At 38.8% G+C, this 26975-nt stretch carries 27 protein-coding genes; 15 read left to right on the top strand and 12 right to left on the bottom strand.

Annotated elements, in window-relative coordinates:
• Window positions 1-46: 46 nt before the first annotated feature.
• Together ACG59Z_RS11690 and ACG59Z_RS11685 are read right to left on the bottom strand one after the other, a co-directional pair.
• A complete protein-coding gene (locus ACG59Z_RS11690) occupies window positions 47-1372 on the bottom strand; it encodes a hemolysin family protein (RefSeq protein ID WP_263613172.1) in 1326 nt (441 codons plus the stop codon).
• Between the two features lie 122 nt (window positions 1373-1494).
• A complete protein-coding gene (locus ACG59Z_RS11685) occupies window positions 1495-2484 on the bottom strand; it encodes a LysR family transcriptional regulator (protein ID WP_001047619.1) in 990 nt (329 codons plus the stop codon).
• 588 nt (window positions 2485-3072) lie between these two features.
• On the opposite strand from ACG59Z_RS11685, the gene ACG59Z_RS11680 reads away from it, so the two are divergent.
• Entirely contained in the window at window positions 3073-4677 is a 1605-nt protein-coding gene (locus tag ACG59Z_RS11680; protein ID WP_002054455.1) for an isocitrate lyase, read from the top strand.
• Window positions 4678-4739: 62 nt separating this feature from the next.
• On the opposite strand, the gene ACG59Z_RS11675 is transcribed toward ACG59Z_RS11680, so the two are convergent.
• A complete protein-coding gene (locus ACG59Z_RS11675) occupies window positions 4740-5219 on the bottom strand; it encodes a copper resistance protein NlpE (protein WP_022575036.1) in 480 nt (159 codons plus the stop codon).
• A gap of 202 nt (window positions 5220-5421) precedes the next feature.
• Window positions 5422-5745 (bottom strand): hypothetical protein, encoded by a 324-nt coding sequence (locus ACG59Z_RS11670; protein WP_188198314.1) that lies wholly within the window; start codon window positions 5743-5745, stop codon window positions 5422-5424.
• A 195-nt stretch (window positions 5746-5940) separates the two neighbouring features.
• Between ACG59Z_RS11670 and ACG59Z_RS11665 the strand changes: the two genes are divergently transcribed.
• The 9 genes from ACG59Z_RS11665 (at window position 5941) to ACG59Z_RS11625 (ending at window position 12218) form a co-directional block, all read left to right on the top strand.
• Window positions 5941-6816, top strand: coding sequence for an urease accessory protein UreD (locus tag ACG59Z_RS11665; RefSeq protein WP_400199497.1), 876 nt, complete (start codon window positions 5941-5943; stop codon window positions 6814-6816).
• Window positions 6817-6916: 100 nt separating this feature from the next.
• Window positions 6917-7219: an urease subunit gamma gene (gene ureA, locus ACG59Z_RS11660; RefSeq protein WP_039248685.1), complete on the top strand. Its 303-nt coding sequence runs from the start codon at window positions 6917-6919 to the stop codon at window positions 7217-7219.
• Window positions 7220-7230: 11 nt separating this feature from the next.
• Entirely contained in the window at window positions 7231-7539 is a 309-nt protein-coding gene (locus tag ACG59Z_RS11655; protein WP_039248682.1) for an urease subunit beta, read from the top strand.
• Window positions 7540-7576: 37 nt separating this feature from the next.
• Complete coding sequence (gene ureC / locus ACG59Z_RS11650) at window positions 7577-9277, top strand: urease subunit alpha (protein ID WP_400199494.1); 1701 nt, start codon at window positions 7577-7579, stop codon at window positions 9275-9277.
• A gap of 70 nt (window positions 9278-9347) precedes the next feature.
• Window positions 9348-9830 (top strand): urease accessory protein UreE, encoded by a 483-nt coding sequence (gene ureE / locus ACG59Z_RS11645; protein ID WP_400199492.1) that lies wholly within the window; start codon window positions 9348-9350, stop codon window positions 9828-9830.
• Window positions 9817-10482 carry an urease accessory protein UreF gene (locus ACG59Z_RS11640; RefSeq protein WP_400199490.1) on the top strand — a complete coding sequence of 222 codons (666 nt, stop codon included), beginning with the start codon at window positions 9817-9819 and terminating at the stop codon, window positions 10480-10482. Before ureE ends, ACG59Z_RS11640 begins: the two co-directional genes overlap by 14 nt.
• A gap of 26 nt (window positions 10483-10508) precedes the next feature.
• Window positions 10509-11123: an urease accessory protein UreG gene (gene ureG / locus ACG59Z_RS11635; RefSeq protein WP_000140200.1), complete on the top strand. Its 615-nt coding sequence runs from the start codon at window positions 10509-10511 to the stop codon at window positions 11121-11123.
• A 9-nt stretch (window positions 11124-11132) separates the two neighbouring features.
• Window positions 11133-11702 carry a HupE/UreJ family protein gene (locus tag ACG59Z_RS11630; RefSeq protein WP_400199487.1) on the top strand — a complete coding sequence of 190 codons (570 nt, stop codon included), beginning with the start codon at window positions 11133-11135 and terminating at the stop codon, window positions 11700-11702.
• 57 nt (window positions 11703-11759) lie between these two features.
• Window positions 11760-12218: a hypothetical protein gene (locus tag ACG59Z_RS11625; RefSeq protein WP_400199485.1), complete on the top strand. Its 459-nt coding sequence runs from the start codon at window positions 11760-11762 to the stop codon at window positions 12216-12218.
• A gap of 72 nt (window positions 12219-12290) precedes the next feature.
• Here ACG59Z_RS11625 and rsmD read toward each other — a convergent pair whose 3' ends face one another.
• Together rsmD and mrdA are read right to left on the bottom strand one after the other, a co-directional pair.
• Entirely contained in the window at window positions 12291-12836 is a 546-nt protein-coding gene (gene rsmD, locus ACG59Z_RS11620; RefSeq protein ID WP_400199484.1) for a 16S rRNA (guanine(966)-N(2))-methyltransferase RsmD, read from the bottom strand.
• Window positions 12836-14854, bottom strand: coding sequence for a penicillin-binding protein 2 (gene mrdA, locus ACG59Z_RS11615; RefSeq protein WP_400199482.1), 2019 nt, complete (start codon window positions 14852-14854; stop codon window positions 12836-12838). Before mrdA ends, rsmD begins: the two co-directional genes overlap by 1 nt.
• 236 nt (window positions 14855-15090) lie before the next feature.
• Between mrdA and ACG59Z_RS11610 the strand changes: the two genes are divergently transcribed.
• From ACG59Z_RS11610 to ACG59Z_RS11595, 4 genes are all read left to right on the top strand, one after another.
• Entirely contained in the window at window positions 15091-15609 is a 519-nt protein-coding gene (locus ACG59Z_RS11610; protein ID WP_400199481.1) for a hypothetical protein, read from the top strand.
• A gap of 63 nt (window positions 15610-15672) precedes the next feature.
• Window positions 15673-16986 (top strand): hypothetical protein, encoded by a 1314-nt coding sequence (locus ACG59Z_RS11605; RefSeq protein WP_140954198.1) that lies wholly within the window; start codon window positions 15673-15675, stop codon window positions 16984-16986.
• 86 nt (window positions 16987-17072) lie between these two features.
• Window positions 17073-17726, top strand: a complete 654-nt coding sequence (gene adk / locus ACG59Z_RS11600) for an adenylate kinase (RefSeq protein ID WP_001220244.1) — start codon at window positions 17073-17075, stop codon at window positions 17724-17726.
• Window positions 17727-17797: 71 nt separating this feature from the next.
• Window positions 17798-17977 carry a hypothetical protein gene (locus ACG59Z_RS11595; RefSeq protein WP_004703056.1) on the top strand — a complete coding sequence of 60 codons (180 nt, stop codon included), beginning with the start codon at window positions 17798-17800 and terminating at the stop codon, window positions 17975-17977.
• On the opposite strand, the gene nth is transcribed toward ACG59Z_RS11595, so the two are convergent.
• Window positions 17974-18660, bottom strand: coding sequence for an endonuclease III (gene nth, locus ACG59Z_RS11590; RefSeq protein WP_209046287.1), 687 nt, complete (start codon window positions 18658-18660; stop codon window positions 17974-17976). The two genes, ACG59Z_RS11595 and nth, sit on opposite strands and share 4 nt — an antisense overlap.
• Window positions 18661-19452 (bottom strand): RnfABCDGE type electron transport complex subunit B, encoded by a 792-nt coding sequence (locus ACG59Z_RS11585; RefSeq protein ID WP_151763454.1) that lies wholly within the window; start codon window positions 19450-19452, stop codon window positions 18661-18663.
• Between the two features lie 271 nt (window positions 19453-19723).
• On the opposite strand from ACG59Z_RS11585, the gene gdhA reads away from it, so the two are divergent.
• Window positions 19724-21127, top strand: a complete 1404-nt coding sequence (gene gdhA, locus ACG59Z_RS11580; RefSeq protein ID WP_400199476.1) for an NADP-specific glutamate dehydrogenase — start codon at window positions 19724-19726, stop codon at window positions 21125-21127.
• A 53-nt stretch (window positions 21128-21180) separates the two neighbouring features.
• On the opposite strand, the gene ACG59Z_RS11575 is transcribed toward gdhA, so the two are convergent.
• The 4 genes from ACG59Z_RS11575 to lon all read right to left on the bottom strand — a co-directional run bounded on the left by ACG59Z_RS11575 (window position 21181) and on the right by lon (window position 26563).
• Window positions 21181-22290: an META domain-containing protein gene (locus tag ACG59Z_RS11575; RefSeq protein ID WP_400199474.1), complete on the bottom strand. Its 1110-nt coding sequence runs from the start codon at window positions 22288-22290 to the stop codon at window positions 21181-21183.
• A gap of 171 nt (window positions 22291-22461) precedes the next feature.
• Window positions 22462-23238, bottom strand: coding sequence for a dioxygenase (locus ACG59Z_RS11570; RefSeq protein ID WP_400199472.1), 777 nt, complete (start codon window positions 23236-23238; stop codon window positions 22462-22464).
• A 112-nt stretch (window positions 23239-23350) separates the two neighbouring features.
• A complete protein-coding gene (rlmH, locus tag ACG59Z_RS11565; protein WP_396479554.1) occupies window positions 23351-23830 on the bottom strand; it encodes a 23S rRNA (pseudouridine(1915)-N(3))-methyltransferase RlmH in 480 nt (159 codons plus the stop codon).
• 303 nt (window positions 23831-24133) lie between these two features.
• Window positions 24134-26563, bottom strand: a complete 2430-nt coding sequence (lon, locus tag ACG59Z_RS11560) for an endopeptidase La (protein ID WP_348888773.1) — start codon at window positions 26561-26563, stop codon at window positions 24134-24136.
• Between the last annotated feature and the right edge of the window lie 412 nt (window positions 26564-26975).

Here is a 26975-nt window from a genome sequence, read left to right as displayed (position 1 = left end):
AAAAATATCCTGCTTTGATTAGCAGGATATTTTGCACCAAAATAAATCAATTTTCATCTGATGGAGGTTGTAAATCAGATTTTTCTAATACACGGGTTACTAATAATTGATCGATTTTAAAATGGTCTACATCGACGACTTCAAATTTATAACCACCGAATTCCACAAAATCTGCTGGACGAGGAATTTTGCGTAAACGGTACATCATAAAGCCTGCTAGTGTTTCATAATTTTCGTCATCAGGCATTTCATCAATTTCAAGCGCATGCTTAAGATCTTCAATAGGTGTACTACCATCGATCAACCAAGAGTTATTATCGCGTTTAATAATTTGCTGTTCTTCTTCAATAGGGGTAACCCAGTCACCCATAACGGTAATCATGATATCACTTAGTGTAATTACACCAACCACAAGCGCGTATTCATTAATTACAACGGCAAACTTTTCTTTTGTTGAACGGAAGCGATCGAGCAATTCTGATAGTGTTAATGTATCTGGTATCATCAGAACATTACGAATAGTAGACTCATTTAACTGTGTAGGTGATTGATTATTTAAAATACGAACCAGAAAGTCTTTTGCATCTACATAACCAATGACCTGATCAATATTTTCATTACACACCAAAAATTTAGAATAAGGATATTCTGCTAGTTTTTGACGAATGCTGTCTTCGTGTTCATTTAAAGTAAAGTAAACAACATTTTCACGCGTGGTCATACTTGATGGCACTGTACGTTCTTCAAGTTCAAATACATTTTCAATAAAGTGATGTTCTTGTTTCTGAAGTACGCCTGCTTGGGCACCAGCATCCATAACTGCTGAAATATCATCAAAAGTTATATTGTCTTCACGTGTTGTATTTACTTTAAATAAGCGGAATAACAAGTTTGCAATTGCGTTGATTCCCCAAGCTAAAGGCTTACAGATTTTAATAAAAATCTGAATAGGGTTAATGACACTAATTGCGATTTTTTCAGGTGCAATCATCGCCAAACGTTTTGGCATGAGATCAGCAAATAAAATAAATAAAGAAGTTACCAAGGTGAAAGATAGGGCAAAACCAATCGTTTGTGTCCAAGGACCTTGGTAAAAGCGGTCAACTAAGTTGACAAAGAAAGGACGAAATGCAGCTTCACCCAAGATACCGCCTAAGATTGCGACAGCATTTAGACCAATTTGGGATGCTGCAAAAAAATCTGCAGATTGTTCTTGTAAATCAAGTACCTGTTGAGCACGTTCTTCGCCAGCTTCGGCTAAAATCTTTAACTTTACTTTTCTGGCCCCAGCTAGAGCAATTTCGGTTAAAGATAAAAAGCCTGCTGCGATGATGAGCAGTACGATGATAATGATATTTTGAAAGAGACTCACAAATCACCCGAGGATCATCATTATTATGACTATGTTTTAACACAAAAAAGCGCTGAGGTAATCAGATTGATTGCTCAGCGCTTAAGATAATGTTGGAAAGAGACAATTAAATTAAAATTTATTTAATAGTGGGAAAATTGTGAATTATTGGTTAGAAACTCACGATTTTCCTCTTCGATCATTTGGCGAGCAACGAATAGGATAAGTTGGCGTAACCAGCGATGAGCTGGATGATGGTGTAATAGAGGACACCATGCCATTTTAAGTTCGAACTCAGGAATATAAAACGGTGGATCTTTAATGACTAATTTTGGATTTTGTGCTTGCAAGCGGGCCATCCGAGTTGGAAGTGTTGCAATCAAGTCAACGTTTTGAGCAAGCAATGCTGGCATTTGATAGTGACGCGTAAATACAGAAATTTTACGACGTTGACCAATACGTTCTAATGCTTGATCAATCCAGCCTAGGCCACCTTGTTTGTCTGGGTTTACCCCAAAACCAACACCCATACCAGTTTTAGATACCCAAATATGTTGAGCATCTAAATAGCTTTTTAAATTTAAATGAGTAACAGCAGGGTGTTTGTCATTTAAAATACAGCTAAAGCTATCGCGCCAAACTAAAACTTGGTGGAAACTTTGTGGTATTTCATTGAAGCGGTTAATAGCTAAATCAACTTTACCTTGTTCCATGTCTCTATATGACACATCACTTGGTGTAAGAAAATCGAGTACAACGTTTGGTGCTTCAGAACGTAGGGCTTTAACAAGACGCGGGACTAGGGTCGCTTCTGCATAGTCAGAAGTCATAATACGGAAAACGCGATTACTGGTATAAGGGCGGAATTCGGTACGCGGTTCCAAAATCATGGAAAGATCAGAAAGGGCATCACGAATACGTGGTTGTAATTCAAGTGCACGTTCTGTCGGTGTCATCCCTTCAGATGAACGGATCAGGAGAGGGTCATTAAATAAATTACGCAAACGGCGTAAAATATTACTCATGGCAGGCTGAGTAACACCAAGCTGTTCGGCTGCGCGCGTAACGTTTTTTTCACGAAGAAGAACATCAAGATATATTAATAGATTAAGATCTACCCGCTCCAGATTCATAAAAAAAATACCGAAAATAAAACCCTAAAATTGTTTCAAATTATGCCATATTTAAAGAACATTGTGTGAAAAAATGATGAGAAAAACGACATTTTTTGTTGAAATTAAGTATGCTTGAAAAGCGCCTCAAATGCTCTATTTTGTTATCTTTGATCTGTTTTTACATTTGTGGTTGGGGATGAAATATTTTTAATTAATATTTAGTGTTGTTCTAGCATGTTGGTCGACTTTTTTCATTGGCAAAAGTCGCCTAATTTACAATTGACTTTTAACACTAAAAATGAATGGAAAAATCTCAAAAATTGTATAAAAATAAAACCTGGATAGTTTTTTGATCAAAATACTATACTCCTTTAGGATTATTTTGTTTTTATAAACAAAGTGTTATGTTTTTTAGTTTTACTTATAATATCGATTTATTGGTATATTTTTTAAATAAATACTGAAGATTAACCAAGGATATTGGATTAATTGATTGGCTAAGTCTAAGCTGTGTACATGAAGAAGCAGCTGGTGTCATAAGAAATTTAAGTAAAATGACTCTAGGCTTCGATCGATGAAATCCTAAAATGAATACAGGACAATATCATGACTACATATCAAACAGCGATTGATGCAGTACGTGAATTAAAATCAAAATTCGGCAACACTTGGGCAGACATTAGCCCAGAAGATGCTGCTCGTATGCAACTTCAAAACCGTTTCAAAACAGGTTTAGATATTGCTAAGTATACAGCTGCGATTATGCGTCGTGATATGGCTGAATACGATGCTGATTCAAGCAAATATACTCAATCATTAGGTTGCTGGCATGGGTTCATCGCTCAACAAAAAATGATTGCTAACAAAAAATACTTCGGTACTACTAGCAAACGTTATATCTACCTTTCTGGTTGGATGGTTGCTGCACTTCGTTCAGAATTCGGTCCACTTCCTGACCAATCTATGCACGAAAAAACTTCAGTACCTGCTTTGATCGAAGAAATCTACACTTTCTTGCGTCAAGCTGATGCAAAAGAATTAAATGACTTATTCCGTGCTTTAAACAAAGCAAAAGAAGCGGGTGACTCTGCGAAAGTAGCTGAAATCACAGCTCAAATCGACAACTTCGAAACTCACGTTGTGCCAATTATTGCGGACATCGATGCTGGTTTCGGTAACGAAGAAGCAACTTACTTACTTGCTAAGAAAATGATTGAAGCTGGTGCTTGTGCGCTTCAAATCGAAAACCAAGTATCTGATGCAAAACAATGTGGTCACCAAGCTGGTAAAGTAACTGTTCCACATGCTGACTTCATCGCTAAGATCCATGCTCTTCGTTATGCATTCTTAGAATTAGGCGTAGAAGAAGGTGTTATTGTTGCTCGTACTGACTCTGAAGGTGCTGACCTTACTCAAAGCATTCCAGTAGTTAAAGAGCCAGGCGACATCGCATCTAAATATATTAGCTACTTAGATACTCAAGAAATTGATATCTCTGAAGCAACTGATGATGAAATCTTAATTAAACGTGATGGCAAGTTACACCGCCCAACTCGTTTAGCTTCTGGTTTATATCAATTCCGTGAAGGCACTCAGATTGACCGTGTTGTACTTGACTGTATCACTAGCCTTCAAAACGGTGCTGACTTACTTTGGATCGAAACTCCGACTCCAAACGTAAAAGAAATTGCACACATGGTTAACCGTGTTAAAGAAGTAGTTCCAAATGCGAAGCTTGTTTACAACAACAGCCCATCATTCAACTGGACTTTAAACTTCCGTCAACAAGCGTATGACCGTTGGGTTGCTGAAGGTAAAGATGTGTCTGCTTACGACCGTGCTAAATTAATGAGCGCTGAGTACGACAACACTGAATTAGCTGCTGATGCTGATGAAAAAATCCGTACTTTCCAAGCAGACGCTGCGCGTGAAGCTGGTGTGTTCCATCACTTGATCACACTTCCTACATACCACACTGCTGCTCTTTCTACTCACGAATTAGCACAAGGTTACTTCGGTGACCAAGGTATGTTAGCTTATGTTGCTGGCGTACAACGTAAAGAAATCCGTGGCGGCATCGCATGCGTGAAACACCAAGCAATGGCTGGTTCAGACATCGGTGATGACCACAAAGAAATCTTCGCTGGTGAGAACGCACTTAAAGCTGGTGACGATTCTAAAAACACAATGAACCAATTCTCAGCTCACTAAGAATTGACTTCATAAAAAACCGCTCAAATGAGCGGTTTTTTTTGTTTATATTGAAAAATTCATTAATCTTCTTTTTTCAACACATAATGTTCAGCCAAAGAACCTTCAACTTTTTTACCTTCCATGTCTAAAGCAGTCGCTGTATTTTCACCAATAAAGAATTTACGGTTTTGAGCTTTATCATCTAAGGTAATAACAGAAGTATTGTCTTTATCGAAAGCAAACTTACCATGTGTTTCAAATGGGTTTGTATCGCCTTTACCTAAATAAGTTTCAGTCAACTCATAAGTTTTATCATCTTTTAATTTTAATTCGGTTTTAATGCCTTCACAGTCTGCACATGGAAGTGTTCCTTTATATTTGCCATTCCAATCTAGTGAGTTCTCTGCTGTATGTTCAGTATCTACGGCAACAGCATTACTTGCTTCAGTAGTTTGCACAGGGGTAGATGCATCAGAAGTTGTCTCTGTTTTATTTTCGTGTTTATTACATGCGACAAGAAGAGTACTCATAAGTGCAATTGCTAATAATGATTTTTTCATAATGACCAAAACCTCAAAATAAAAATAAAAAGTAGTTAAAGCCTAGGAAAAAATAAAAGAAAATAAAAGCGTTACTATGTTGCTTAATTTTATCAAAAGGTAAAGTGAATGCTTGTTGGACGTTTTGAAATAGTAATTTTTAAAATTAAGTTGGTGTGGTAGAGGTATCCATTTGAGTCATTTAATGGATACCTTTTTTAAATTATGGCTGTGCAGAAACTCCCCCTAGAGAGTCGCATGCTGCTTTATAAAGTTCATACTGCTTCTTTACCACTTCATCTAAAGGCATAGCGAATAATTCTTCACCTTCTTTATAGCTTTCTACATATGAGGTCGCTTTATCTTTACTCACCGCTAAAGTTTGTTGGTAATAAGAGTTGATAGAGCTTGTAGGCATTTCACTTGTTTCAACATTTTTACATTGAAAATTATTTAATAGTTTTTCTGCACGTTTGACCTCACTAGATTGGCCAAAAATACACCCAGTTAAAAATACAAAAGGTACTAACACGAAAAAGATTTTCATGGAAAAAATTTATAAGAGCGAGGATGGGCGCTATTGTATAAATAATTCCATGCTTTACTGTGGTTTTATGTTAGACATTGCTTGTTTTTTAACTCATTAAAATAAAAAAATTGTTTCTAAGTTTGTAATGACCTCTATTTGTATTTGGTGCATATTTTGCTTATTAAAAAAAGCCATTATTAAAAATGAGCCAAAATGAATCGGATTCAACAATTTTCTCAGAGTTCTTCAGCACCATTTTGGTATGCCCAATTAGAGCTTGGTTTCTGTTTTAAAAATTCTCGCACCATAATGAGTCATCGAAAACATTATGGCCCTGTTCGAGTGCAAAAAATGCTTTGGCCAGAAAAAACAGGAGTTTGCCACGCTATTATTGTGCATCCACCAGCAGGTATTGCAGGAGGTGATCATCTTACTTTCCAAATTGAAACAGCAGAGCAGGCACATGCGGTGATTACCACACCTGGAGCTGGGAAATGGTATAGAACCAATGGCAAACAAGCTTTTCAGCATATTTATTTGACTGTAAAAAATGACTCTATTTTAGAGTGGATGCCACAAGAAACGATGTTGTTTGATGGTGCTGTAGCACACTCGGAAACACATGTTCACCTTGAACAAACAGCAAGTTTTATTGGATGGGATATGCTGGTGTTGGGCCGACAGGCTCGGGCTGAAAATTTTGTTCAGGGAAGTTATCACAACCAGTTTAAATTATGGCGTGAAAATAAATTATTAGTTGCCGATACTTTGTATTTTGAAGGTGGAGATCGCTGGTTAAGCTCATGTTTAGGTATGAATAATCAAGCTGTGATGGCAAGTTTCTGGGCTGTACCTCCTGAGAAATTCCGTTCTTCATTTCATTTAGAACAACATGTTGAACTCATCCGTGAACTCATTATGCGTATGGATGTGCCTGTGACTTTGACGTTACTAGAAGATGTACTGTGTGCACGTTTTTTAGGAAATGATGTGCGGCATTGTCATGATGCTTTTGCCGCTATAAGAGCAAGATTGAGACGTTATTGGTTTGATTTAGATGAAGAATTTCCAAGAATTTGGAAAACCTAATTTACGTTAAATTGCGTATTTAAAAAACGATTAAAACAAGTATGCTGCTTTTGAGCACGCATTTTGCTTAAAGAAAACTAGATGTTATTAGGAAAGAGATATGGAACTCAATCCAACAGAAAAAGACAAGTTACTCATTTTTACCGCAGGCTTGGTGGCTGAGCGTCGTAAAGCGCGAGGTTTAAAGCTGAATTATCCAGAAGCAGTTGCATTTATTTCCGCAGCCTTACTTGAAGGTGCACGAGATGGAATGACAGTCAGTGATTTGATGCATTACGGTACTACCTTATTAAAGCGTGAAGATGTCATGGATGGCGTAGCGGAAATGATTGCTGAGGTTCAGGTCGAAGCAACTTTTCCTGATGGTTCGAAATTAGTCACTGTTCATCAGCCAATCGTATAAAAGGAACGCTTATGATCCCCGGCGAAATCATTACTCCAGAGGCTGACATTGAACTGAATGTCGGACGAGAAAATTTAAAAGTTGTGGTGGCTAATCTTGGCGACAGGCCTATTCAAGTCGGTTCACATTTTCATTTTTATGAAGCGAATGATGCACTACAGTTCGACCGTGAAGCAGCAAAGGGTTTTCGCTTAAATATTGCAGCGGGTACCGCAATACGTTTTGAACCAGGGCAAAGCCGAGAAGTGGAACTTGTTGCTTTAGCGGGTAAGCGAGAAGTATATGGTTTTGCAGGCCGAGTCATGGGTAAGTTGGATTAAACATAACAACCATAATGAAAGATATGAGTAAAAAATTATGAAAATGTCACGTCGTGCATATGCTGAGATGTTTGGTCCAACGGTCGGTGATCGTATTCGCCTAGCGGATACAGAGCTTTTTATTGAGGTTGAACAAGATTTAACGACCTATGGTGAAGAAGTTAAATTTGGTGGTGGAAAAGTTATTCGTGACGGGATGGGGCAATCTCAGCTTTTAGCTGATGAAGTTGCTGACACGGTCATTACCAATGCTTTAATCGTGGATTGGTGGGGAATTGTTAAAGCCGATGTGGGCTTAAAAAATGGCCGAATCTGGAAAATAGGAAAAGCTGGCAACCCCGATATTCAACCTGACATTACCATCCCTTTAGGGGCTGCAACAGAAGTGATTGCGGGTGAAGGGCAAATTTTAACAGCTGGTGGTATTGATACTCATATTCACTGGATTTGTCCTCAACAAGTTGAAACTGCGCTTATGTCTGGTACAACAACAATGGTGGGCGGTGGTACAGGACCTGCGGCAGGTACTTCGGCAACCACAGTGACCCCAGGGCCTTGGCATATTGCGACCATGTTGCAGGCGATTGATGATTTACCTATGAATATTGGCCTGTTAGGTAAAGGTAATTTGAGTTTGCCAGACCCAATTCGAGAGCAAATTAAAGCTGGGGTAATTGGATTAAAACTACATGAAGACTGGGGCTCAACACCAGCAGCCATTGATAACTGCTTGAGTGTGGCAGACGAGTTTGATGTTCAGGTCGCAATTCACACGGATACATTAAATGAGGGTGGATTTTTAGAAGAAACACTGGCCGCATTTAAAGACCGTACCATTCATACGTACCATACAGAAGGTGCGGGTGGTGGACATGCTCCAGATATTTTAAAAGCAATTGGACAAAGTAACGTGTTGCCGTCTTCAACGAATCCAACTCGACCTTATACCATTAATACCATTGATGAGCATTTAGATATGCTCATGGTTTGTCATCATTTAGACCCTGCAATTGCTGAAGATATTGCTTTTGCAGAAAGTCGTATTCGCCGTGAAACCATTGCTGCCGAAGATATTCTGCAAGACCTAGGTGCAATTGCCATGATGTCATCAGACTCGCAGGCGATGGGGCGCGTGGGTGAAGTGATTTTACGAACTTGGCAAACTGCACACAAAATGAAAATTCAACGTGGCCCTCTAGAGGGTGACAACGAGTTTCATGATAACAATCGCGTTAAACGTTACATTGCTAAATATACAATTAACCCAGCCATTACCCATGGTTTAAGTCATGAAATTGGTTCGATTGAGGTCGGAAAACTTGCTGATTTAGTGTTATGGAAACCTGCCTTTTTTGGTGTAAAACCTTCCATGATTATTAAAGGTGGCATGATTGCAGCTGCACCGATGGGTGACATTAATGCTTCCATTCCAACCCCTCAACCTGTGCATTACCGTCCAATGTTTGGGGCTTATCCACGTGGTGTGCATAACACCTGTATTACCTTTTTATCTCAAGCAGCAATCGATGAAAAAGTTGCTGAGAAGCTAAATCTTAAAAAGTTAATTAGTCCATGTAAAAACACGCGTTCAATTACCAAAGCCGATATGAAACACAATACATATTGTCCTGTTATGCAGGTTCACCCTGAAACTTATGAAGTACGAGCTGACGGTGAATTACTAACGTGTGAACCAGCTGACGTGTTACCCATGGCTCAGCGTTATTTCTTGTTTTGATAAGTTTTATTGAAATGATTTTGTTTTATGAATTTATACATATGAACTGAATAAAGGAGAGAAAAATTAAATGAAAATCTATACCCAACGTCTTGAAGATATTTCTCCTGATCAGACATTTGAAACGGTTGAACTAACTTTTGATACCCGTCAAAAATCACGTTTTCGAGCGGCCTTGGCAAGTGGCGTAGATATTGGAGCTGATTTGCCGCGTACTGGAATTTTGCGTAGTGGTTCGTATATTGCAACCCAAGAGGGTGAGGTATTACGTGTTGACGCAAAACCTGAACGTTTAATGCAAGTTAGTGCTAAAACCGATTTTGATTTACTTAAAGCTGCCTATCACTTAGGTAATAGACATGTACCATTAATGCTCACACCTACAGCTTTGTATTTTGAGCCTGATCATGTGCTTGCAGAAATGGTAGAAGGATTGGGGCTTACGGTGACAGAAACAGATCATCCTTTTGAACCTGAAAGCGGTGCCTATGCTCAACATAGTCATGACCATCGCTTAAGCCCAATCAAAGCTTTACACCATGTCCATTCATAATGCTGCGCAATTACTGCAATTGCTGACACTGTCTTCAACGGCACTGCCAGTTGGAGCGTATTGTTATTCACAAGGCGTGGAAACAGCCATCGATATTGGCTTAATACACGATGAAAGCTCAGCAATTGCTTACTTTGAAGAAGTTCTTGAAATGCTTTTAGTACGGTTTGAGCTACCGGTACTCAAACGTCTTATGCAACATTATGATGAACCAGATGAGTTCCTGACTTGGGCAAATTTATATAAGGCGAGTCGAGAAAGTAAAGAGCTTTTGGCTGAATCGCAGCAGTTGGCATTTTCTTTAAATGCATGGATTAAAGATGTTTTAAAAAAAACGGTTGAGGTTAAAAAGCAGTTTGGTTTTGTGCCTGTCTATGCGCAGCTCTGTGGTCGTTTAGAACTTAAAGAAGAGGATGTGCTTACGGCATATACCTTTACCGTTTTGGAAAATCAGGTTTTAGCAGCCGTAAAAACCGTCCCATTGGGCCAAATGGCAGGACAAAGAATTTTGTGGCATTTGCATGGTCTAGTACCACACGCTGTAGAGAAGGCTTTAAAACTTAAAGATGAGCAATTGAGTAGTGCTTTACCCCGCTATGCCATGCTGAGTATGAAACATGAAACTCAATATTCACGTTTATTCAGATCTTAAAATTAGGAAATAAAAGGATAAAAATCATGACAGAACGTAGTCCATTACGAGTCGGAATTGGTGGACCGGTGGGTTCAGGTAAAACAGCACTTACGCTTAACTTATGCCGTGCCTTGCGTGATAAATACAATATGGCTGTAGTGACAAATGATATTTATACCAAAGAAGACTCAAACTTTTTAACCCGTAATGAAGCGATGTCACCAGATCGTATTGTGGGTGTGGAAACAGGTGGTTGTCCACACACAGCAATTCGTGAAGATGCCTCAATTAACTTGGCTGCGATTGATGATCTATGCGAAAAATTTGATGGCTTAGAGCTGATTATTATTGAAAGTGGTGGTGATAATTTAGCGGCAACATTTAGCCCGGAACTTTCTGATTTAACTTTATATGTTATTGATGTAGCAGGTGGTGAAAAGATTCCACGCAAAGGTGGACCGGGTATTACTAAGTCAGATTTACTGATTATTAATAAAACTGACCTTGCACCTATGGTTGGCGCAAACCTTGATGTGATGGATCAAGATGCCAAACGCATGCGCGGTGAAAAGCCATTTTTATTTTCAAACATGAAAACACAAGATGGGCTTGAAGAAATCATTCAATTTATTGAGAAGCAAGGGCTGTTTAAGGCTTAAGGAGTAAATATGAACTTCATTAAGAAATGGGGCATTGGGCTCCTTAGCATGTTGCCAGCATTAGCTATGGCGCATCCGGGACATGATCATGCGCATTCAGGGTTTATGGCAGGTTTTATTCACCCTTGTACTGGCCTCGATCATTTGGTGATGGCTTTAGGTTTTGGTGTCCTGTTATGGTCAGCAGCTAAACAGTGGAAAATTGCCGGAGTCATTACTTTAAGTATTACTTTAATTATAGGCTTTTTAGTAGGTGCTGAAGGCTTAGTGCCAGCGAGTATGGCTGAATACGGAATTATTGCTTCTTTGATTGTTACAGCAATTGCACTATGGACAAAATCAAATCGGATTTTGCCTATTGCTGCTGCATTACTCGCAAGCTTTCATGGTATAGCGCATGGTGTTGAACTCGCACATGCAGGGCATATTGTTGCATTAGTAACAGGTATGGTTGCTGGCATGGCACTTATCTATTGCGGCGGCTTAGCACTAGGTGCCGTGTTTACGCGATATGTACCTTATGGCAAAAAGATTGTGGGTACTTGCGCAGCAATTGTTGCGGTCATTGGTTTAAGTTAATTAAAAACTTGCAGAAAAAAGTAGCTTTAAGCTACCTTTTTGTATTTGCAAAATAAAATGTGTGTGCATAAAAATATTTATCCTGTTTTTACAGCGCTGATTATCTTTTACAGTGGATATGTTCAGGCCTATGATTTTTTTCAACTAGAAAGTGATGATTCTGCTTTATTAAATACAGATCAGTTGTTAGATCCATCAGATTTAAACTTGGAACAAAGGCGTTTAGCTATTGAGCATGATGATGAAATTAATAACTATAATGTCCTTAAAAACGAATTTTATTCAAATGAGCGTTGGGTGATTTATAATTATACAGCCTATGATACGGGGCAACTTCACAGCAAAAGCATTACTGGTTTAACGAATCATATTAATATTCAAGATTTATCCATTTCAGTTGGGTATGGAGTTAACTATAGTGTTAATCCAAGACTGAAAATTGGTTATGAATATATTTCGAGTTTTCCTTACGATCGAGGTCAACTCATACGATTTTTTACGATCTATCTATTCTGAAATACAAAATTAAAATAATCGAATTCAAATAAATAGATCAGGTAAAGTAATTCATCATAAAATGCTAAATGATTAAATTTTCTGATAAAGCCCAGCGTGGACTGTACCTGCCTTAGTTGTTTTCACCTGTTGCCATGATGCAGGAAGGTGAAGCTGAGATAAATCTCGGTCAGCTTCAACATAAATGTATCCATTCTTTTTAATATGCAAATCTGCCAAATGAGCGAGCTCTTGCCATAGATCAAGACTATAAGGCGGGTCTAAAAAAACGACATCGAACTGTTCTTTTAAGCGCGGTAATGCTTGTTGAGCAGTTGCATTAACTAAATGACAATTTTGCGCTTTTAAAAGCTGGATATTCTCTTTTAAAAATCGTGCTTGAGTCTTATCGGGCTCAATCATATAAACAGATGCGGCACCGCGTGAAAGTGCTTCAAAGCCTAATGCACCAGAACCTGTACAGATGTCGAGAACCTGAGCATTTTGAATGTCCCACATGAGCCAGTTAAATAACGTTTCACGGACACGATCTGGGGTAGGTCTTAAGCCCTCAATACTGGCAAATGGTAAAACTCGTCTTTTCCATTCACCCCCAATAATGCGTAATTGATTTTTCATTATTCATCGATCTCATTTGTAGCAGGGCGAGCAGGAGCAGCTTGTGGAGCAGGTGTTGCTGCTGCGGTAGTTGTAGCAGCTGCTGGAGTAGAGCTAGCAGTTTCGCCGCCACTTGGAAGCTCACCTGGTTTAATTCCGGCTGTCATAAGGCCACCATTGACCTGATGGTTGGCTGGACGAATCGGATTTTTATTGCGGGTTAATAACCAGTAATCAAATATCGGCTTAGCAAGTTGAGCTGCGGAACCACCATGACGACCATTTTCCCAAATGACTGCGATTGCGATTTCAGGTTTATCGGCAGGTGCAAACCCAACAAAAAGACCATGGTCAAGTTGGCGTTCACTAAGCGCAGCTTCGTTGTAGCGTTTACCTTGCGCAATACTCTTAACCTGTGCAGTACCTGTTTTTCCGGCAATTTGATAGAGCGATGTACGGATACCACGTCCAGTACCTGATTGAATTACATCAATCATGGCTTCTCGCATTTTTACCCAGTCTTCGTCTGTACCGTTGAAATTAATTTTTCCATCAGGTGCATTACGGACTGTAAATGGTTTTGCACCATGCGATGCACGTAAAACATGTGGAACTACATGTGAGCCGTGATTCGCTGTAATAGCAGTTGCCATTGCAAGTTGCAATGGGGTTGCAGTAAATGCACCTTGACCAATACTCACGGAAATAGTTTCACCTTTCATCCATTTGGTTTTGCGTGTACGCATTTTCCATTCAGGACTTGGGTATAAACCTTCACTTTCACTTGGTAAGTCGACACCTGTTTTTTGACCAAAGCCAAATTGGCGCATCCATTGGTTCATCTGGTCGATGCCCATTTGATTTGCCAAAATATAAAAATAGGTATCGCAAGACATGATAATGGCTTTGTGCATGTTCACGATGCCATGACCAGTTTTTTTCCAGTCACGGAATTTGTGAGAGTCACCAGGTAAATGGAAGTAACCTGGGTCAGAAATAGCAGTAGACCAGTCGACAATACCATAATGTAAACCGCCCATCGCTTCCATTGGTTTAATGGTCGAACCAGGAGGGTATGCCCCTTGAACAGCACGGTTATAAAGAGGTTGGTCGATGTTGTCACGCAGAGAGCTATAATCTTTATGATTAATACCCGTCACAAATAAGTTTGGGTTAAAGCTTGGGCTTGAAACCAATGCAAGAATTTCACCAGTACGTGGGTCTATCGCAACAATTGCACCACGGCGACCAGCAAGTTGCTGTGATGCTACGACTTGTAAACCATAATCTAATGATAAGTACAGGTCATTACCACGAGTTGGATCTTTACGTCCTAAATGACGCAATACATTACTATGCGCATCGGCTTCTACAGATTCATAACCTGGTGTTCCATGAAGTAAATCTTCATAGCTTTTTTCTACGCCAATTTTACCAATCAGGTTTGTTCCAGCGTATAAATCTTTATCAATACTTTTTAATTCTTTATCGTTAATACGGCCAACATATCCAATCACATGAGCAAACAATTCACCATGCGGATAATAGCGCGTCATTTGGGTTTCAATTCTAACCCCAGGGAATTTGTATTTAACTTCACTAAACTTAGCAATATTTGTCTCGGTTAAGTTGAGCTTAATTGCTACGCGTTCAGTTTTACGCGCCGTTTTAATACGACTTTTAAAGCGGTCTACATCTTCTTGAGTAAGTTCTAAAATTGGTTGTAATTGTTCAATAACTGCATCAGGATCTTCAACATCTGCTTTACTTAATGTTGCAGTAAAAACCGGGTAATTATCAGCAAGTAAAACCCCATTACGGTCATAAATATAACCACGAGCAGGCGGGAGCGGTTGTAAACGAATACGGTTTTTATCCGATGCGGTCGAGAACTCATCGTAATGAAAAATTTGCAGATAAGCGTATCGGCTGGCTAATACCAATAGACAGATAATCACAAGACCTACGGCAAAAAATATACGACCTCGATAAATGCGCTTTTCTTGCTGGATATCTTTTAAAGGAAAGTGCTGTTTCATACGGATCGACTTAATGACATAGGGTGAGAAAAATAGCTGCTTATTCTAACGCAAGCGCAGTTAAAATATTGCATAATTTTCAAAGTTTCAGTGAAGAGGCAAATTGGCTTTTTTGACTTTGTAGACAACAAAATTGTAGAGTCTTGTATATAAGAAGCAAAATAATTCTGTTAAAGTCTCTCATTCAATAGAATAGGGTTGTTCTCACTATACGATTAGGGAAAATGGAGAAAATAATGAGAAAAATTTATCCCTTACTTGCAGTTTTGACAGTAAGCAGTTGGGCAAATGCTCAAGATTATTCATTTCTTCCAGAAGCAAAATTAGCAGATCATAAAGCAGCGACTTGGAATGTAGGCGCAGGTTTTACTCAAAAATTGTTACATCTCAATGGTGAGTGGGTAAATCCTTATGGAATTGCTTATGCAAAAGTTGGTGCATTTTTAAATGGTGATAAAACTGCCGGTGGACAAATTGGATTTCGCTATCCTTACTACCTTACCGGAACAGATAAAAATGGTTACTATATTGGCTTTTATGCTGGACATCTTGATAGCAAATCGGTAGACGGAGAGTATAAATCTCGCCTAGGTGCTGGTGTCGATTTGGCATATGTATTGTTGAATTCAGAAAGAATTAGTACGTTTAGTGTCGGTATTGGAGCAGCTGAAAAATTAACTGACCAGAATGGAGCTGTTGCTGCCGATACGAAACCGCAAATACAATTTTCTTATTCTCTAAGTTTTGGTTTATAAAACAAAGCAGAGCTTATCGTTAACTCGCTATAAGCAGAGCACAAATAAATACGAGAGTCTTACATGTTAGAGTACGTCAGCGGATTGTGGCAGACCTTTTTACACAGACCTGATTTTTGGGCCGTTTTGAGTATCATTCCGGTCACTGCCTTTGTCACATGGGCACATGTGTGGATGGCTTTAAAAATGGTGTTTTACCCAATTAAATTTTGGGGATTTCACTTAGGTCCTTTGCCAGTCGGCTGGCAAGGTATTGTGCCACGTAAAGCAGGGCGTATCTCAGGAATTATTACCGATAATACTTTATCTAAGTTAGGTTCTTTGCGTGAGTTTTTAGAGGCAATGGACCCTGAAGACATGGCGCGTATTATTGGTGAGCAAGTCGGATTTGAACTTGAGCATTTGATTGATGAAGTGATGATCGATCGCAATGCAGTGCTTTGGGAAAATTTACCTTATTCGATTAAGCGCCGTATTTATGCTCAAGCGCATAAGCAATTACCCGGTGTGCTAAGAGAATTAGTGACTGAACTGACCATGAATGTCGAGTCACTGGTTGATATGCGTGAAATGGTGGTGAGCCAAATGGAAGGTGACCGCCGTTTAATGGTACGTATGTTTTTAAAAGTTGGGCAAAAAGAAATCAACTTTATTTGGCATATTAGTGCTTTAATCGGGATGTTCTTCGGTATTTTCCAGATGGTTGTCTGGTTTGTGGTGCCATGGCATTGGACTGTACCGTTTTGGGCATCTATTTGGGGCTTTTTAACCAACTGGATTGCAATCTGGATGGTATTTAACCCAATCGAGCCGCATTACATTCGTTATCCGCAAATTTTTAGATTAACAAAAGATCGTAAGTTCCCTTGGATTGTACCTGTTTTACGAATTGGTACTTATAATGTTCAAGGGGCTTTCATGAAGCGTCAAGAAGAAGTTTCAGAAGTCTTCTCAAGCGTAGTGACAGAAGATCTGATTACGTTAAAATCAATTATGACAGAAATGATGTATGGTTCACGCAAGGACAAAACGCGTCGTATTGTTAAACGTCATATTAACGAAATCATGGAAACTCCACTTGTTCGAACATCTTTACAGCTTTCTTTAGGCCCAAGAGAGTATGCAAGGTTAAAGACGGACTTGATTGATCGTTCAATTGAAATTACGATGGGACCGGTATGTGACCCTGCACTAAATGCAAGCCGGGCACAGAAGATTTTTCAAATGTTTAAAGAGCGTATTCGTGAACTAACACCAAAAGAGTTTCAGAATTTGTTACGTCCAGCATTTCAAGAGGACGAGTGGATTCTTATTGTACTAGGTGGGGTAACCGGATTTATTGCTGGTACAATACATTTGTTTGTGGCTTTCTTATAATTCGAAGTCGGGCAGGATCTATTGAAGATCAATGAAACTAAATCTGCCGGACCTCACATTCATTGTTTTAAATGAGGATGTTTTTTATGCGCATTATCTTACTCGGACCACCTGGGGCAGGCAAAGGTACTCAGGCTCAGTTGATCTGTAAGCGCTACAATATCCCACAAATTTCAACCGGTGATATGCTCCGTGCTGCAATTCGTGAAGGTACTGAATTAGGTTTAAAAGCTAAAAGTGTGATGGAATCTGGCGGTTTAGTTTCAGATGAACTCATTATCGGTTTAGTAAAAGAACGTATTGCTCAACCTGACTGCGTGAATGGTTGTATTTTCGACGGCTTTCCACGCACTATTCCTCAAGCAGAAGCTTTGGAAAAAGAAGGGATCAGCATTGATCATGTAATCGAAATTGATGTACCTGATGAAGAAATCGTAAAACGTCTTTCTGGTCGTCGTCAGCATCCAGCTTCTGGTCGTGTTTATCACGTTGTATACAATCCACCTAAAGTGGAAGGTAAAGATGATGAAACTGGTGAAGATCTTGTTCAACGTCCAGATGACCAAGAAGAAACAATCCGTAAGCGTTTAGCGTCTTATCACACTGAAACAGAACAATTGGTTGGTTTCTACCAAGGTCGTGCTGCTTCTGGTGAAAATGCGCCAACTTATGACAAGCTTGATGGCTTGCGTACAATTGAAGATGTACAAAAAGATTTGTTCAACATCTTAGACAAATAATTTAATATTATTTGTAATACCGGGCCCTCTTTGTGAGGGCTCTTTTCTTTCATTAAGTGCGGGAGAACGATATGAAAATCATTTTGATTTTAGTGGTATTGCTGAGTCTGGCACTATTGTTATTTTTACTATATCAAAGTCAAAAAATGCTGCGTCATGTGCAGAAACAACAGGCTTTGGAAAATAAAAAGAATGGACGAGAACGTCAACTACATCCTAAATTACAGCAGATTAAAAAACCTCAGGATTAACTGAGGTTTTTTGTTGGAATCGTTTTTATTGCACCAAATTCAAAGCGGTCTGGCCAGTTACATACATCGGAAACGACACATTCTGAACATTTTGGTTTACGTGCGATACAGCAGTAACGGCCATGTAATATCAACCAATGGTGCGCATCTACTATAAATTCTTTTGGAATTACCTTAACTAGGCGATGTTCAACTTCGAGAACATTTTTGCCTACTGCTAAGCCGGTTCGATTTCCCACACGAAAAATATGTGTGTCGACAGCCATAGTCGGTTGTCCGAATGCTGTATTTAAAACCACATTAGCTGTTTTACGTCCTACGCCTGGTAGAGCTTCCAAGTCTTTTCTGTTGCTTGGAACCTCACCGTTAAATTGTTCCATTAAAATTTTACAGGTCTTAATGACATTTTCAGCTTTCGCGTTATAAAGGCCGATGGTCTTTATATATTCTTTTAAGCCGTCTACACCTAAGTTATAGATTTTCTCGGCTGTATTAGCCACAGGATAAAGCTTATCTGTTGCTTTGTTTACGCTAACATCGGTCGCTTGTGCCGATAACATGACGGCAATTAATAATTCAAAAGGTGATGAATATTTTAATTCGGTTTCTGGAGAAGGTCTTTGTTCACGAAGGCGTTCAAAGAAAATTTGAATCTGCTTTTTCGTCATGTTTTTGACGGCCATTCAGACCTCCTGTAATTGAATGAGTTGCTGTTGTAGTTCATCAAGTTGAAGACGTTTTTTTGCATCTTCTCGAACACTGAGCTGCTTTTCCAACTTTTTAATTTGTGTGCGAATTTTAGCTAATTCAATCGTAGTTTTCGCATCATTTACAATTGCTTCTTTTGGCTTCTCAATGAGCTGAATTGAAGGCAAATCGTCAAGTGCTTGAGAGAACTGTGCAAAAAGTTGGGTATCAATTTCAGCACGTACTACAGGCCCTTTACGATGTATACGACGTTTCTCTTCACGTTGAATATGCGCGTAGTAACGTTGTCTTAAATCATCTTGCTCTGCAATGCGTTGTTGTTCGTTCGGCAAAGCTTGAGTGTCTTCGACCAGATCAATACAGTCAACTGGACAGGGTGGAATACATAACTCACAACCTGTGCATAGATCAGTCAAAATCGTATGCATAAGCTTACCACTACCAATAATGGCATCTACAGGGCAGGCATTAATACATTTTGTACATCCGATACATTCGTCTTCGCGAATAATCGCTTTCATGCGTTGTGGGCGTCCATCGGCTTGTACAGGCCAAACACTTGTTTCAGCAGGTAACGACGAGCGATTTAATAATTTTGCGAGCGCATCGGCCACTGGCTGTCCACCAGGAACACATTTATTTGCTTCTTCACCTTCAGCAATGGACTTTGCGTAAGGTAGACAACCGTCACGGTGTCCACACAAACCACATTGTGTTTGTGGTAATAACGCATCAATCTCGCGTATGAGAGAAATAGATGGATTCATAGAGGAAAATAGCTTGCTTAAAACGATGCGATAATGAAGAAAAACCTAAGTAAGGTCAATGGATTTTAACGAATTTATTGGCTTTTTGATTGACCTAAGATGTAGCCAATATTGCACAATAATAGATCAATAAAAGTGAAAAGATAAATGACTATTTCTGATTTTTAGAAAGTTTTTCTAAAATTAAGTTTATGATAATTAAGTAAAATAAAATAATTTAAAATAACTATTGTTAAAATTGATGGAAAGGGATTTAATATTTTGCTGCTAAATGATGCATTTTAAAATGTATTGCACCAATTTAATTCATTACTATGCTGAGGACCGTGCATTGAAATATAACAATCTGAATGAATTCCTGAATTACGTGCAAGCGCGTGATCCGCATCAACCTGAGTTTTTACAAGCTGTCGAAGAAGTCATGACAAGCTTGTGGCCATTTATTGAAAAAAATCCGGAATATGCAGAGCAGGGATTGCTAGAACGTTTGGTTGAACCTGAGCGTGTGATTCAATTTCGTGTTTCATGGATGGACGATCAAGGCCAGACTCAAGTTAACCGTGCTTTCCGTGTTCAATACAATTCAGCAATTGGTCCATTTAAGGGGGGAATGCGTTTCCATCCGTCGGTCAACCTATCTATTTTAAAATTTTTAGGATTTGAGCAAACTTTTAAAAACTCACTGACGACTTTGCCAATGGGTGGAGGAAAAGGTGGTTCAGATTTTAACCCTAAAGGTAAATCTGATGCTGAAATTATGCGATTCTGTCAGTCACTTATGATTGAGCTTTACCGTCATTTAGGTCCAAATACCGATATTCCAGCGGGAGATATTGGCGTGGGTGCGCGTGAAGTGGGTTATATGGCTGGCATGATGAAAAAACTCAGCAATGACACTGCATGTGTGTTTACTGGTAAAGGAATTTCATTTGGCGGTAGCTTAATGCGTCCGGAAGCTACAGGCTATGGTACGGTTTATTTTGCAGAAGAAATGCTAAAAACACGTGGGCTATCTTTTGCTGGTAAAACTGTTTCGGTATCTGGTTCTGGTAACGTTGCCCAATATGCGGCAGAGAAGGCAATGTTCTTAGGTGCGAAAGTGGTTACTTTATCGGACTCTAATGGCACAGTTTATTTAAAAAATGGCTTTACAGACGAATTGCTGGCAGAAGTCATGGAGCTGAAAAACGTTAAACGTGGCCGTATTTCGGAATTTGCTTCTAAGCATGGTTTTGAATATTTCGAAGGTAAAACACCTTGGCATATTCCTGTAGATATTGCTTTACCATGTGCAACACAAAATGAACTAACTGGTGAAGATGCTAAAACATTGATCGCCAATGGTATCATTTGTGTAGCTGAAGGCGCTAACATGCCATCTACACTTGAAGCTGTTGAACATTTTATTGGAGCTAAGATTTTATATGCTCCGGGTAAAGCATCTAATGCGGGTGGAGTAGCAACTTCTGGTTTAGAAATGTCTCAAAATGCAATACGTTTGGGCTGGACACATGCTGAGGTCGATGAACGTTTACATGCAATCATGAAAGACATCCATGCCAATTGTGTTAGATACGGTACGAAAGAAGATGGGACTGTGAACTATGTAGATGGTGCCAATATTGCAGGCTTTGTAAAAGTTGCTGATGCGATGCTTGCACAAGGTATTTATTAATTGTAGAAATAAAAAATCCGATGCAAAAGCATCGGATTTTTTTAGTCTAAAAATTATTTTTTAGGCTTTTTAACCATTTCTTGCTCTACAACCATATCTAACACATCTGCTTGGCTAGATTGATCTGCTGCTGGGTTTTTCACTTCAAAGCGTTTTACACGTAAGATTACGCGTTGGTTTGGATTGTGTTCAAAACCTTCGATTTGACCATAATATAATGACCAGTTTTTGTCGACATAAGTTTTTACCCCTTTGTCATCATATTTAACTTCACGAACTTGCAAGCAAGTTTGTGGCGCAACACCCGTACAAGATTTAGTTTCTGGTGCTACTTCAAGGAAAACAGTTTTACCTTCAGACTGGTATTTTGCTTCAGGTGTCATTTTACCTGTGAAAGTATATTTCTGACCTTGAGCATCAACGATAGTTAATGTTGGTTGATCAGCATTTGTTGTATTAAGTTCGAATGGAATCGCACGTTTTTGGAACAGGCTGCTAGAGAATTGTTCCTGTTTCATTAACGCAGGTTCACACGCCATCATAGTTGACATTACATCAGCAGTTACGATGGTATTGTTTTCAACTTTCCAAGTAGTACCTTGGCGATTACAACCTGTTGCGATAGATAAACGGTCGTTTGTGAAGTTAAGAACGATCGGCTTTTTAGTATTTTCAGGTTGGTATGACCATGAGTAATCAGTTAAAGCTTGAGTATTAGTTGCTTTTACGCCTTGGAAAATATGCTTTTGACCTGCTTTATCTGTCACGCTTAAGATTACCTGACCATTGCTATTACTAATTTCGATTGGCAATTTTGCTTCACTAAAGATGCTATTAGACAATTGTTCTTGTTTCATTAAATCGTCTTGGCAAGCCATCATTGTTGATGCAAGAGGAGAGGTTACAAGTTGGTTGCCTTCAACTTTCCAAGTACCACCTTGACCATTACAACCTGTGTTAATTGCTAATTTACCATCTGCATTAAAGTTAAGAACAAGTGGCTTAGATGCTTTTACATTTTGATAAGTCCAAGCATATTCACTTAAAGTTGCTGCAAGATTTTGTTGTTGCTCAGATACAATTGGAGCTTGAGTATTTGAAACTGTTTGACACGCCATCAAAGAAAAAGGTAATAACGCAAGAATTAAATATTTAATTTTCATTTAAAAAACTTCAAGTAAAAAAACAACAGCACTAAGCTTAAAACATTCTTAAAAAAAGAAAATGTAAACATATGATTGTTTCGGTTTTCAAAATGTATAAGTTTGTAAATTATTCGAATTTTTCATAAAAATAATGGTATACCCCGCGAAAAACGGGGTATTTCCTAAAAATTAATCAAAACGATATATATCCATACCCAATGAGCCCATTGTGAAGCTACTGTGAACAATCGTAAAACGATGACCAGTTCCCATAGCAAAAAACAAAGGTGCAAAATGTTCAAGAGTTGGATGATTATGTTTTATATAAGGCAGTGATTGCCATTCCAACACGCCATCGTAATCTTGATGTGAAAGCTTATTAACGACAGTATTTCTAAAAGTTGAAGCCCATTCAGGAACTTTAGAATTATCTCCTTGCCAAGACAACTCAGCAAGATTATGTGTAATACTTCCAGAGCCAATCAATAAGATTTGCTTTTCACGTAAAGGGGCAAGCGTTTGTCCAATTCGATAAATTTCTTGTGCGCTTAAGGTCATCGGCAAAGAAATTTCAACAACGGGAATATCCGCATCTGGATACATGTGTAAAAGAGGCATCCATACACCGTGGTCGCGAGGACGAGTACTATTGGCATGTGCAACAAAATGAGCATCTGCCAATAACTTCAATATTTCTTCGGCAAGTTCTGGTTGACCAGGTGCGCTATAGCGAATCTCGTACAACTCTGGTGGGAAACCACGAAAGTCATGCCATGTTTCCGGACGAGTCGAACTACTTACTTCAAGTGCTTTACTTTCCCAGTGAGCAGACATCACGATGATTGCCTTTGGAGTAGGTAGATTTATACCAAGACGGTGTAAAGCAGGACCCACTTGTTCTGGATCAAGTGCAAGCATGGGTGAACCATGTGAAATAAACAGTCCGGGAAGGGTTTGTAGTTCCATTTCATTACACCTGAGTTGAAAAGCAGAATAATAGTCATTATGCCAAAATCAGGACATGTTAAAAGTATCCTGATTTCAACGGATTGTTCTTAAAATGAAACGTTTGTTCTTTTTATGCACGGTGATAAGGATGATTATGATTAATGCTCATCGCTCGGTAAAGCTGCTCGATTAATAAAACACGTACTAAAGGATGGGGCATGGTAAGTTTTGAGAGTGACCAATGCCAAGCAGCCGCTTTACGTACTTGATCTGACAAACCATCTGGGCCACCAATAGCCAATGCAACATCATTACCTTCAAGCATCCATTGTTTCATGGTATCAGCCAGTTTTTCTGTACTGAGCTCACGTCCACCTACTTCTAAAGCAATGAGTGTCTCGTTCGGCTTTAAAGCATTTAAAATACTTTCACCTTCAAGTTGACAGTATTTTAAAATATCTGCTTCCGAGTCATTTTTTCCCCGTTTTGCCATTGGAAGTTCAATCACTTGAGTCTGGACAAAAGGTTGAATGCGTTTGAAATAATCTTCAAAACCAGTAAGTACCCAAGCAGGCATTTTTTGACCAATGGTCAGAATACGAATTTTCATGTGGTCTATTCAGTCAAAACAGCTGACATATTATACCTGAGGAGACAATAACTGCGGGGCAGTAAGTGGGCATAAAAAACGCAGTCCAAAAAATGGTGTTGGACTGCGATCAAATGATCATCTGTCTGGAGTTCAGATGATCATAGAGAATAAAAACAAGGCTATCTGTGACATAAGATAGACAAGAGCAAATAATAAAATTAATTACTCTCACTTCTTATTATGAGGGAGGTTGGATATTTTTCAATCAAATTATGTAACAAAAAAAAGAGAGCCAAAGCTCTCTTTTTTCTATTTTATAAATTAGTGACGCGCTGCTTTTGAGCCTTCTACCGGTTTTACAATCGGTGTTTTAGGTAAAGGCTTTGGCATTGCCGTTAATGCTAAAGGTAAGATTTCATCAATGCTTTTCACAGCTTTAATTTCTAATCCTTCTTTCACATTGTCAGGAATCTCTGCCAAATCACGAACGTTATCTTGAGGAATAAAGACCAGCTTAATTCCACCACGATGTGCAGCTAGAAGTTTCTCTTTCAAGCCACCGATACGCATCGCACGACCACCAAGACTTGTTTCACCTGTCATTGCGATATCTGGACGAATCGCAATACCAGTAAATGCTGATACAAGTGCAGTTGTTAATGCTAAACCAGCAGATGGACCATCTTTTGGAGTTGCACCTTCAGGTAAGTGAACGTGTACATCAGTTTCTTCAAAACGAGATGCTTCAATACCAAGTTCGTCAGCACGTGTACGTACTACAGTCATTGCTGCGGTAATCGATTCTTTCATTACGTCACCGAGTGAACCGGTTGTAATAAATTTACCTTTACCTTTAACAGCTGCAACTTCAATAGTAAGTAACTCACCACCAACAGAAGTCCATGCCAAGCCATTTACACGGCCTACTTGTGCTTCATCTTCAGCCATACCAAAGTCAAATTTGTGTGGACCTAGGTATTCAGGAAGATTGGCAGAGGTAACGTCAAGCTGTAAGTTTTTAGACTTTTTACTTACCGCTTCTTTTACCACTTTACGCGCAATTTTAGAAACTTCACGTTCTAAACTACGAACACCCGCTTCACGTGTATAGCGTTGAACAATGTCACGAATCGCTTCTTCATGAATTGTTAACTCTTTTGCACGTAATCCGTTGTTCTTAATTGCTTTAGGAACAAGGTAGCGCTCAGCAATGTTTACTTTTTCATCTTCGGTATAACCCGGTAGACGAATGACTTCCATACGGTCCAGTAATGCTTCTGGAATATTCATACTGTTTGCGGTACAGATGAACATGACTTCAGAAAGGTCAAGATCAAGATCTAAATAGTGATCGTTGAACTTACTATTTTGTGATGGATCAAGTACTTCAAGCAATGCAGAAGCTGGGTCACCACGGTAGTCTTGCGCCATCTTGTCAATTTCGTCGAGTAAGAACAATGGGTTCTTCACGCCAACTTTTGTTAAAGACTGCACAATTTTACCTGGCATCGCACCAATATAAGTACGACGGTGTCCACGAATTTCTGCTTCATCACGTACGCCACCAAGCGCCATGCGAACAAATTCACGACCTGTTGCTTTAGCTACTGATTCACCGAGTGAAGTTTTACCAACCCCTGGAGGACCTACTAAACAGAGGATAGGTCCTTTGAGTTTTTTCACACGTGATTGAACAGCTAAATATTCAACAATACGGTCTTTAACATCATCAAGACCATAGTGGTCAGCATCAAGAATTTCTTGTGCTTTGGCTAAGTTAATACTGACTTTGCTCGCTTTGTTCCATGGCGTATCTAAAATTACTTCTAGATAGTTACGTACAACGGCAGCTTCACTAGATGCTGGCTGCATTGCTTTAAGTTTACGGAACTCAGCTTCAGCTTTTTTGCGTACGTGTTCAGGTAAATCAGCTTCAGCAAGACGTTTCTCAATTTCAGCAACGTCATCTTCAGCACCGCCATTCATATCAGAAAGTTCACGTTGAATGACTTTCATTTTTTCATTTAGAAAGTATTCACGTTGGTTCTTTTCCATTTGGCGTTTTACGCTGTCATGTAAAGTTTGCTCAATTTGCTGTTCAGCAGATTGATTCATCAAGTAGTTCATTAACTCTTGCAAATGTGCTTCAAACTCATCGTGCTCTAAAAACTTCTGTTTAATTTCAATATTTAGAGGTACACGAGTTGCTACGAAGAACATAAGTTGCAATAAGTCTTCGATTTTATTGGCAGCTGCAACTAGTTCACGTGCATTACGTAATTTTGCTTCTGCATATTGAGCAAATAAGTTACGTAACTCTTGTAAACGAGTTTCTTGAGTTGCCTTATCTACATTAATAGTCATTGGACTTAAATCGTGTTCAGCAGTCAAATAACTATCTTCATCGATAATTTTTGTGAGCTTAGAACGATGTAAGCCTTCAATAAGTACTTTAATGCAGTTTTCATCATTTTCATGATTAACTACTTGTACAATCTTAGCGACTGTACCGTACTGGTATAAATTGTCGTGATCAATTTCTTCTGTAAGCGAATCTTTTTGCGCAACTACAAATACTAAATTGTCACTGTTACGAGCCACATCAACTGCATTGATCGATTTTTCACGACCCACGAATAGCGCAATTTGCATGTGTGGATAAACCACCACATCACGTAAGGCTAATAGTGGTAATACACTTGGAACCTGAGGCTCTAAGTCAGTTTTTTCATTCATAATAAGTTCAGACATGGGCACTCCTAATGAGTGACAACGAGGTTGCCATGTTTTTTATAGTGATGTGTATTTTAAAAATTACAAGGGCATGACAATAGAAAATGTTGAAAAAAGGACTAATTTAGTCAACTTTTTTTTAAAAATGTTATGAATCAATAGATTAATTCTTAAGAAGAATAAAATTTTGTAGTAAAGCTAAGCATCTTTACTTAATAATTAGTCTTTGCCGTACAAGTAAGGAGGTCAGTTTTCGAAACACATGCTTTATTTAGTTTTATTTTATAATAAGTGTTTTTATTAAGTATATTTAAAATTTTATTTATTTTATGGTTTATTATAAGTAGTATAAATACATTATTAGTTATAATATACATATGTATTTTAAGTGGGTGATTATTGCTGAATAATTATATTAATAATGATATTT

The sequence above is a fragment of the Acinetobacter sp. ABJ_C1_1 genome (genome assembly GCF_044684115.1).
Classification (GTDB): Bacteria; Pseudomonadota; Gammaproteobacteria; order Pseudomonadales; family Moraxellaceae; genus Acinetobacter; species Acinetobacter nosocomialis_A.
The sequence above is the reverse complement of the archived record's forward strand: the minus strand, read 5'-3'. Positions and strand labels throughout refer to the sequence as shown.